The sequence below is a fragment of the Roseospira visakhapatnamensis genome, from assembly GCF_014197915.1.
Lineage (GTDB): Bacteria > Pseudomonadota > Alphaproteobacteria > Rhodospirillales > Rhodospirillaceae > Rhodospira > Rhodospira visakhapatnamensis.
Genome location: NZ_JACIGK010000019.1, coordinates 78,245 through 88,537 on the forward strand (window position 1 = coordinate 78,245; position 10,293 = coordinate 88,537).

General features: G+C 65.9%; 5 protein-coding genes. All 5 read left to right on the forward strand.

Translation table 11 applies throughout. The annotated features are described in order from the left end of the window. The first annotated feature begins 184 nt into the window (after positions 1-184). The 5 genes from cas3g to GGD89_RS12950 all read left to right on the forward strand — a co-directional run bounded on the left by cas3g (position 185) and on the right by GGD89_RS12950 (position 9,636). A complete protein-coding gene (gene cas3g / locus GGD89_RS12930) occupies positions 185-2,707 on the forward strand; it encodes a type I-G CRISPR-associated helicase/endonuclease Cas3g (protein ID WP_246423099.1) in 2,523 nt (840 codons plus the stop codon). After that, positions 2,700-5,177, forward strand: coding sequence for a type I-G CRISPR-associated protein Cas8g1/Csx17 (gene cas8g1, locus GGD89_RS12935; RefSeq protein ID WP_184045897.1), 2,478 nt, complete (start codon positions 2,700-2,702; stop codon positions 5,175-5,177). The genes cas3g and cas8g1 overlap by 8 nt, the downstream gene beginning before the upstream one ends. Next, positions 5,167-6,225: a type I-G CRISPR-associated RAMP protein Csb1/Cas7g gene (cas7g, locus tag GGD89_RS12940; RefSeq protein ID WP_184045898.1), complete on the forward strand. Its 1,059-nt coding sequence runs from the start codon at positions 5,167-5,169 to the stop codon at positions 6,223-6,225. Before cas8g1 ends, cas7g begins: the two co-directional genes overlap by 11 nt. A gap of 5 nt (positions 6,226-6,230) precedes the next feature. Beyond that, positions 6,231-7,892, forward strand: coding sequence for a type I-G CRISPR-associated protein Csb2 (gene csb2, locus GGD89_RS12945; RefSeq protein ID WP_184045901.1), 1,662 nt, complete (start codon positions 6,231-6,233; stop codon positions 7,890-7,892). A gap of 472 nt (positions 7,893-8,364) precedes the next feature. Then, positions 8,365-9,636, forward strand: coding sequence for a site-specific integrase (locus GGD89_RS12950; RefSeq protein WP_184045903.1), 1,272 nt, complete (start codon positions 8,365-8,367; stop codon positions 9,634-9,636). Positions 9,637-10,293: the final 657 nt, after the last annotated feature.

Genomic DNA, 10,293 nt, shown 5'->3' on the forward strand with positions numbered 1-10,293 from the left:
GTGTGAATGTGGCGCGCTGAGGGAACCGAAGGGGTCTCCGTTGCCGTGGCGTTCGGCAATCCATCGCCGTGGCGCTTGACTTATCCACTCCTTGCGTTGTGGATCGGCGCGCATGAGTATTCTGGTTTCCATCGGGGCACATGCCTGCATGGATCGCAAGACCGGCGGTTGGTCGGGGGAGAGCATGACCTATAGCGCGTTTTTCAAAACGGCCTTTCGGAGAACCAGCACACCCGATGCCTGGCAAGCGGCCCTGGCAGACAGGCCCTTTTGGTCGGACGTCCCGGCCGATACGCCCACGTGGCCAGACGCCCTGATCGCGCCAACCGGTCTGGGTAAGACTGCTGGCGTGGTTCTCGCGTGGGCGTGGCGCCATGCCCAGGGCGATCCGGACGTGCCGCGCCGTCTCGTCTACTGCCTGCCCATGCGCACCCTGGTCGAGCAGACGGCGGACGCGACGAAGCGTTGGATGACAGAGCTTGCCGAGTTTCCCGGTCTGCCGCGATGCGAGGACGTCCACATCCTGATGGGCGGCGCGGACGAGCCACCGTGGTACCGGGACCCAGATCAGCCCGCCATTCTGATCGGTACCCAGGACATGCTGGTTAGCCGGGCGCTGATGCGCGGCTATGCCATGAGCCGCTTCCGTTGGCCGGTGGATTTCGCCCTTCTGCACACCGACGCCCTGTGGGTGTTCGACGAGGTGCAGGCCATGGGCGCGGCGCGGCCGACCTCGACCCAGTTGGAGGCGTTCCGGCGAACCATGGGCGGCACGCGGCCGGCGCGCAGCCTGTGGGTGTCGGCGACGCTCGACCCCGCTTGGCTGAACAGCGTCGATTTCCGGGACACGCCGGCGGTCTGGCACGTGCCGGACGATTTCCCGGAGGACACCGGCGACGCCCGGATCCAGGCCATCGTCTCGGCGCGCAAGGCGGTGACCCGAGTCGAGACGCCGCCGCCCAGCCAAAAGAAGGACGAAGCGAAGGCGTATACGCAAGCCCTGGCCCAGACCGTGCAGGACCACCATCAACCCGGCCATCCCACTTTGGTCATCGTCAACACCGTGGCCCGCGCCCAGGCGGTTCACGCGGCACTGTCGGCCAGGTCGGGACCGGAAACCCTGTTGATCCACTCGCGGTTCCGGCCGGCGGAACGAGCGGCCAAGGCCAAGGCGCTGCCCGCGCCGGGCGCTCCGAAGGACCTCATCATCGTCGCCACCCAGGCCATCGAGGCCGGCGTGGACCTGTCCGCCGCCGTCATGGTGACGGAACTGGCGCCGTGGGCCTCTCTGGTGCAGCGCTTCGGCCGCGTCAACCGGCGCGGCGAGTACAGTGCCGACGGCGGCGCCCCGGTGGTCTGGATCGATGTCCTGGCCGACTCCGACGACAAGGAAGCCGCATCCCGCGCCGCGCCCTATGAGGTAAGGGACCTGGAAGAGACCCGCGACCGGCTGGCTGGTCTGACCGATGCCGCGCCGTCGGCCCTCGGGGACCCCGGCGACCCGACGCCGGTGCGCCGCGTGCTACGCCGCAAGGACCTGATCGAACTGTTCGACACCGACCCGGACCTGACCGGCTTCGACGTGGACATCTCGCCGTATGTCCGCGACGCCGAGGACACCGACGTGCGCGTGTTCTGGCGCGAGAACCTCGACAGCACGCTGGAGGATCAGCCATCCCCGACGCGCGATGAGCTGTGCGCGATTCCGATCGGGCAACGGACGACGGACTGGCTCAAGGCCCTCCGGAAAAAGGACAAACTGCCGCAGGCGGCGCGCCGGGCGTGGTGCATCGATCCGCAAGGCCGAGGGGGGCGTTCCCGAAGCGACAAGGACACCGACCGCCGGCCGACGTGGCGATCGCTGGACAGTGATCCCTGGCCCGGGCTCGTGCTGATGCTCGACTCCCGGGCGGGCGGATACGATCCGGACAGCGGCTTCAACCCGGACAGCGCGACACCGGTTCCGGTGGTGGCGCAACCGGCCGCGCCGGACACCGGCGCCGAGACCGCCGACGATGACCAGGACAGCCGCAAGGATCACGCGGTGCCGCTGACCGCGCACCTGGGCCATGTCGCCGCCGAGGCCGAGGCGCTGTGCGCGGCGCTGGGCGTGACCGGCGCGGAGCGCGATGCGGTGGTCACCGCCGCGCGCTGGCACGACGTCGGCAAGGCGCACGCCGACTTTCAGGCCCGGCTAGGCGACGCCGACCCGGCGATCCTTCTGGCCAAGGCGGCGGCCTACCATCGGGATAAGGGGCGCGCCTATTTCCGCCATGAACTGGCCTCCGCGTTGGCGTTCCTGGCCCACCACGGATGGGCGCGCGAGGCCGATCTGCCCGCCTATCTGATCGCCGCCCACCACGGCAAGGTGCGGCTGTCGCTGCGCGCCCTGCCCAAGGAACAGCCGGCACCGGAAGGCCGCCGCTTCGCCCGGGGCGTGTGGGAAGGCGATCCCCTGCCGGCCGTGGACCTGGATAACGGCACGGCTTCGCCGGAGAGGACGCTGGTTCTCTCGGTCATGGACCTGGGCCGGGACGAGGTGACCGGCGCAAGCTGGACCGAACGCACCCGCGCCCTGCTGGACCGCTACGGGCCGTTCCAACTGGCATGGCTGGAGGCGCTGGTGCGCCTCGCCGACTGGCGCGCGTCGGAAAACGAGCAGACGGCGGCCCGCCACCATGACCCGATGGGGGGCTCCGATGACTGACACACCCACGGCAACCGTGCATCAGCATCGCCTGGAGGGCTGCACGCCGACCCCCCTGGCCGGCTACCTGAAGGCGCTGGGCGTGCTGCGCCTGCTCTCCACGCCCGAAAACAGCGTGACGGGCACGGCCGCCGACCCGACCGCGCGCGGTTTCTGGCGAAACGAGGCCTTCCACCTGGAAAGCCGCCTGGACCGCGAGGCCCTGACCCGCTTCTTCCTGGAGGACTACGCCCCCTCGCCCATCGTGGCACCGTGGAATGCGGACAGTGGGTTTTATGGTGCCGCCGGAAAGACGAAGGCGACGACTCAGGTTGCAACGCTCGCGACTGCACAAGCCGGACGCTTAAAGATCCTGGCCCGAAGCATCCGCGCGATGCAGAGCATTCTGTCTGAACTTCAATACACGGAAGCTCCATCGAAGCAAAGAAAGGTAAGTTTTATTGAGAGAGTGCGCACAGAAGCAGAGAATGGGTTGGTGTCTTGGCTCGATGCGGGGATTGTTGCACTAGGGGATAACTTTGATGCTGCGGCTGTTTTAGGAAGCGGCGGAAACGATGGTCGATTGGATTATTCCAGCACATTTCATCGCAGCCTTCTGCAACTTTTTGAAGCAGAATCAGGTTCTGCCACCGACACGGCGGAAACATGTCTCGACGTGGCTCTGATGGGCGCCAACCGGGCCGCGCGGTCCCGAACAGGACTGAGCCAGTTCTCGCCCGGACGGCTTGTCGCGCCCAATGCCGGCACGGGATTTTCCGGCGATAGCGGCGAGGACCCCTGGTCTGTCACTCTACTGATCGAGGGCGCGCTAACTCTGGCCGGCACCGCGTCTCGTCATGGCGAGGCCCACCGACCGCGTGGCAGCTTCCCGTTCACGGTCTCGCATCGGGGGGCGGGGTCCGGCGCCGTTGTCCTGGCGGATGAGGACTCCAACCGCGCGCGGGAGATCTGGCTGCCCCTGTGGACCCGGCCCGCGCTGTACGCCGAATTGCGCGCTCTGTTCGCGGAGGGCCGCGCCCACATCGGTGAGCGCGCCGCGCGGGATGGCCTGTCCTTCGCGCGCGCGGTGGCGAGTATGGGCGTCAATCGGGGCATCGACTCGTTCGAGCGCGTCGGCTTCGAGGCACGTTACGGCAACATGTTCATCACCGCGCCCCTGGGCCGTTTTTACGCGCCCCGGCCGGGGCAGACGTCCGACGACCTCATCGCCGATCTGGATCGGGGCGAATGGCTGTCGCGGGTGCGATCCATGGCGCGCGGCGGCACCGCGCCGGCTCGGGCTAAGACGGCCGTCCGCCGTCTGGAGGACGCGCTGTTCCTGATGACCTCGGCCAATCGGCGCAAGGATGGCGCCCGTGCCGCCCTGATGGCGCTGGGCGAGGTCGTGGACTGGATGACCCACAGCAAGGAGGCGCGGGAGACGCTGTCGCCGCCGCCCCGCCTTCGCGCCGATTGGGTGTGGGAGGCCGATGACGGCTCCGCCGAATTCCGCGTCGCCGCCGCGCTGGCCAGCCTGGGGTGGGGCGACGGGAGCGATCCCGATGCGCCGCGTAGAAAGGCGACGGCAGATCCCGAAGACGCTGATCCGCCGACCGACTCCGCGCCCGCGCATCCACCAGACGATGGGATCGACGCCGGGGGCGACGGCGACGAACAGGACGATCGCTCGCCCTGGCCACGATGGCAGAAACAGGCCAATCGCCTTCTGCCCCTGGCCGGGCAACTCGTGCCGCTGAACCTGGGCAGCGTGTATGCCGACCGGCGGCAGTGGTACGACGCGAAATCGCCCCCCACCGACCCAACCGGGAAACGCTACCCCAGCACCGAGCCCCTGGCCGTGTGGGGCGCGGGCGGGCTCGCCCGCAACATGGTCGCGGTGCTGGAACGCCGCCTGATCGAGCAGGCCATGCGTGGGCTGGAGGACAAGCCCCTGGCCGCCGCCGCACCGGCGCGACTGGAAGATGTCCTCTGGTTCCTGTCCGGGGCGTTCGACGACGCGCGGTGCGCCCGCCTGCTGGCCGGGCTGGTGTGGGCCAAACCGACACACTTGAAGCGGGTTGAGCGTCCACCCGAATCGCTGGCCTTCGCTTACGCCGCGCTCAAACCCCTGTTCACGCCGAACGCGACCCTGCGGGCGGAAAAGATCCTGCCCGAGGGCGCCCGCCTGCCGGTGCCGCCCGGCCTGATCGCGCGCCTGCGCACCAACCGGACCGACCCGGCCATCCGCGCGGCGCTGGCGCGGGCGCGCGCCTCCGGGCTGGCCTCGCCGTTCGATCCCGCCCGCATGGGCGATACCAAGACCCTGTTCGGCGCCGGCCTGGAGGGCGACCGGCTGGCCGCCGCCCTGCTGATTCCCATCAGCCCGACGGCCCTGAAGAAACTAATCGCGGTCGCCTACGAAGACCCCAAGGACGACGAAACCCCTCCCACCGAACCGGCCCCATCCGAGGAGACCACCGATGCCGCTTGATTTCTCCGCCCTGGAAAACGAATCCCGTCTACTGATCGAGGTGCCGTTACGGCCCGTGCAGGGCACCCGTTTCCAGCCCACCGGCTTTCCCAACCTGGGGGCCGCCGTCTACAGCCATCCCGACGGCGAGGGACAGGTTGTGTTGGTGGAAAGCGCGCAGAGCATGGCCAACCGCCTGGAGGCCGTCTGCTGGGACGAGGTCGCGGACGACTGGGTGGCGCCGCTGAAGGGCCTGCCTGTGGTCAAGGTGGTAAATCCTGATGGTTCGGCATTTACGAACTCTGTCCTGGAGGCACACAGACTGAACTCGGAGTACATTGCACGGTACGTTGCGTTTCAGGAAGTAATCGGGAAAGAGATTGGATTCAAGGACAAGGAACCCTTTAGCGCAAGAAAGCAGCTGGCGCCCGTTCTTTTGCGGTACGACCCCAACGCCTTGCTTCATGGGGTATTTCTTGAAGAGATCGCGGGCGTCATTCGGCTTCCACGAACACTGACTGGCTTCATAGAGGCTGGACAGGCGAAAATCGCAACCAGTGGCGGCGTGAAGGTCAACCGGGTGGAACCTGGCCTGAAAGACGGTGACGGAAACGTGATTTATTCGCGTGACGACTATACGTCCCCGGATATACGTGCGTTTTTCAATATAGACCTTCAGCAAGTCAGAGGATACGGGTTTTCGGGCGAAGTTAATGGGCTTCTGATTGCGCTCGCATTGTTCAAGATCGGTCGTTTCCTCTGTGATGGCCTAAATCTGCGCTCGGGCTGCAAGTTGGAAATCAAAGAAGGCGAGGAAGGTCAGGAGGCCGAGTGCAACGAAAACTTTTGGGGGAATGTCAAGATATCACACCCGAAAAAGGGGTGGTCCCTTCCGAGCCTCAAATCACTTGAGAATAAAATACCCGATATGATCGAAGTCGTAGCCGGACAAAAAGACGAGAGGGGTGTGAATCGTTTCTTCCAGATGAACGAAAAAGCTGGAACGAAGGACCGGTCCTTCATTATTAAGTCCGATAGCCCCAAAACGACGAAAAAGAAAAAGGGCTAAACGCCATGTTCGCTCTGATCCTGCGCTTTCCGGCCGGGCGCTATCACGCCACGCCCTGGGGGCGGAACGTCAACGAGGCGGACGTGGCCTGGCCGCCGGAACCTTGGCGGTTGCTGCGAGCATTGGTCGCCACATGGTGGCAAAAAGGCGATCCCGACCGCTGGCCGCGCGACACCCTGGCCCGCCTGATCGAGGCCCTGGCCGAGACGCCGCCCGTCTTCCACCTGCCGGAGGACGCGGTGCACAGCCACACCCGTCACTACATGCCCGTCAATGGCGACAATCCTAAGCTCATCTTCGATGCCTTCGCCCATCTGCCCGCCGACAGCGAGATCGTCGCGGCTTGGCCGCACGTGACTCTTGACGACGACCTGCTGGACCTTGCCTGGGACCTGGCGAACGGCCTGGGATACCTGGGGCGGGCGGAAAGCTGGGTCGAGGCCGCGGTGTCGACGGACCAGAGCAAATGGCGGGCCAACTGCCACCCCGTGACCGGCTCCGAAGCCACCGGGGCGGATGGGAGTCCCGTGCGCGTGCTGGCGCCCCTGTCAGCGACCGAGTATGCCGACAAACGCACCCGCCTGATGGCCGAGACCAAGGCACGACTCACGGTGGCAGATTGCAACGCCGGCAAGAAGGCGCCAACGCCGAAAGCCCTGGCGAAGAAAGTAGACGGTGAACTCAAGGGCACGCTTCCCGAGTCCCTGCTCGACGCCCTGTCTCTGGACACCGGCGATCTGCAAAAGGTCGGCTGGACCCGCCCGCCGGCGTCGCGGGAGGTCGTCTATGTCCGGCCGCCCCTGTCCCCCACGGCCCGCCGCCGGCGCCACCGTGCCCCGGCCATCCACACCGGAAAGGCCATGCCCACCGTTGTCCGCTGGGTGCTGACCGGCCGTCCGCGCCCGCGTGTGGAGGACACCATCCGCATTGGCGAGTTGATGCGCGTGGCGGCCATGAGCACCTTCGGCCGGGACACGGACACGGGCCGGTTCAAGGCCCCGCCCGAGATCTCCGGCCATGGCGCCGACAACGGCGCCCTGCGTGACGACCCCGCGCACGCCCACGCCTTCTGGCTGCCCGAGGACGCCGACAACGACGGCTGGATCGACCATGTCACGGTCTGGCTGCCGGGTGGATTCGACGTCAAAGCCCAAGCCAAGTTGTCCGGCCTGCGCAAGCTGTGGGTCAATCCGAAAAACCGCACCGCCGAGGACGCGGAAACCCACGCCCGCGCCGTCAGGGAATGGCATCTGGTGTTGGAGGGCTTCGGCCAGCCGGAGGACTTCATGGGCTCGAAGGAGGAGCCCGCCAGCCGCCTGTTCGGAACCTTCCGCACCTGGACCAGCCTGACGCCGTTCCTGGCCGCCGGCCACCTGAAAAAGGGCGGCTACGAAGCCGAGATCCGCCGCCTGTTGGTACGGCGGGGCATTTTGGGTGACGCGGAGGCACAGGCCGTCCACGTCCACGCCGAACCGGCCATCCACCTGAAGAGCGGCAAGGACCTGCGCCCCATCCACTTCCACCGCTTCCGCTCGCGCTCTGGCGAACGACAGCCGGACAGCCAAGGCACCTTTCTGACCCTGACGTTTCCGTCGGAACGCAGCGGCCCGATGGCTCTCGGCTTTGGCAGCCATTTCGGCCTTGGCCTCTTCGGCACCGAGTCATAGATAAGCGGGATGATCAACCGTCCCGGCCTCGTTAAGGCAAACACCCTGAGGCGCACATCAGCCCGTCAGCAACGGAAGCGCGTCAGATTCGTGGCGATCGAAACAGACAGACCTTCATCTTTCCACCTGCTTACACAACGCTTGCACAGCCCCCGTCAGGAACCCGTGTAAGCAAAAACGGCCCCGCAGGGCCGTTCGTAACTCATTGGAATGTATTTGAAAAACTGGAACGGCTGATGAAATTCGAACTCAAGACCCCAACCTTGGCAAGGGTGTGATCGGCTCTACGCCTGAGTTTTCTCAAATTCTCTCTCGCACCTTATACTTTGAAAAAAAACGATTTTCGGCGCACCCTGTTTGCGACTATCTCATCCCGAGCACCCTCGATTTGCCCCTCTTCTGCTTCCCCCATGCTTCCCCGAAGAAAAGGATGGGGTCGGGGAAGCAGAGCGGAGTCCACAGGGAGGCGGGCATGCCCAGACTCACCAAGCGCCTTGTCGATGCCCTGGAGCCGGATCCCGGCCGCGACCGCTTCGTCTGGGATTCCGATGTCCGGGGGTTCGGCATCCGAGTCAAGCCATCCGGGGTGGCCAGCTACCTCGTGCAATACCGAACCGGCGCGGGTGCCACGCGGCGCATGGTGGTCGGCAAGGTCGGCACGTTGACCCCGGACGAGGCCCGCAAACTGGCGCGCGAGAAGCTGGCGGACGTCTCGAAGGGACAGGACCCGTCCGCCAACCGCCACGCCGACCGTTCCGCGATGACCGTGGCCGAGTTGTGCGACGCCTATCTGGCCGAGGCGGAGGCCGGCAAGATCCTCGGACGTACCGGCAGGACAATCAAGCCGAACACGCTGGCCTTGGACCGGGGCCGGATTGAGTGCCATGTGAAGCCGCTGCTGGGCCGACGCCAGGTCCGGAACCTCACCTTGGGCGATCTCAAGGGCATGCAGGCCGACATTGCCGCCGGACGCACGGCAACCGCGAAGCGGACCGGACGTGGCGCCTCGGCGGCGGGCGGCCCCGGCACGGCCGCCCGGACGCTTGGCATGGTCAAGACCATTCTCCAATATGCCGTGCGCCGCCGGATCATCGAGGCCAACCCCGCCGACGGTGCCCGGAAACTCGCGGACCGGCCGCGCAAGCGGTTCCTGTCGGTCGACGAGATCCGCACCCTCGGTGTTGCGCTCCACGACGCCGACGCCGAGGACGAGAACCCCGTCGGACTGGCCGCGATCCGGTTCATCCTCATGACGGGTCTTCGGCGCATGGAAGCCCTCTCCCTGCGCCTGGATGACGTGGATCCCCGGGCCGGGTGTGTGCATCTGCGGGACAGCAAGTCCGGCGAGCAGGTGCGCCCCGTCGGCCGCGCCGCATTGGCCGTGCTGGAGACGGTTCCCCGGCGGGAGGACTCGCCCTGGGTCTTCCCGGGAAGCGGGGATGGCCACTTCATCGGCCTGCCCAAGGTGTTGGATCGGGTGGCCATGCGGGCCAAGTTGACCGACGTGTCCGCCCATGTCCTGCGGCACTCCTTCGCGTCCGTGGCCGAGGAGGTTGGCATGTCCCAGATGACCATCGCCGGCCTGCTGGGGCACAGCGTGCCGGGTGTGACGGCACGGTATACCCATCTCCCTGATTCCGCGTTGGTGGCCGCCGCGAATACCGTGGCGGCTCGCATTGCCAGGCTGCTGGACCCGGCGCCTGAAGGCGATGTTGTACGGCTGCGTCCGCAGGCCACCGGGTGATTAGCCTATGCGCCACGTTGAACGCTGGTTAACCGCGTCCCGCCCCTGCCAAGCAGGCCCGCGTGCTCGGGGCCGTCAAGGACACGGCCCGCGCTCATGCGCGGGCTGGCCTGCGGCCATCCTTGACCGCCCCTGCGCGCGCCGGCTCCTGGGACGAAGGGATGGTCCCGGTCCGGTCGAACCAAGGGATATGAACAAGGGCGACGCCCCTTCGCTCGAATGCCCGAGTGCGCCTTGGAGCCAGATCTTTCACAGTCGCAAAGAGCGAGAATATCACACCTTGGAACACCTTTTAGTAATTCTTACTGGGCAAGGCGCCGGAACAACGATGCGATTCTCTCTGAAGAGCACACAGAGCAAGCGGGCGTATTTCAGCGTAGATGATATGAATTGAGTGTAGATAGGACAGGGACAGGCATTCAGAAGAACCTAGAAGGCAAGATAAAAGAGTGCCTCCGATGTCGCTTATCCTATTGTCTGCACATCCTTTTTCAGGAGGGTGCACCCCGGGTGAGGAGGGTGTTGAGCCTATCTCATTGAATCCCATGAAAATAAAATGGAGAAGGCTTATCCCTTTGCTTCCGGTGCGATCAACATATCGTAGGTGATGGGGCCTTTGGTGGTGACGATTCCCAGGAGGGATCGAAAGGCTGCGTG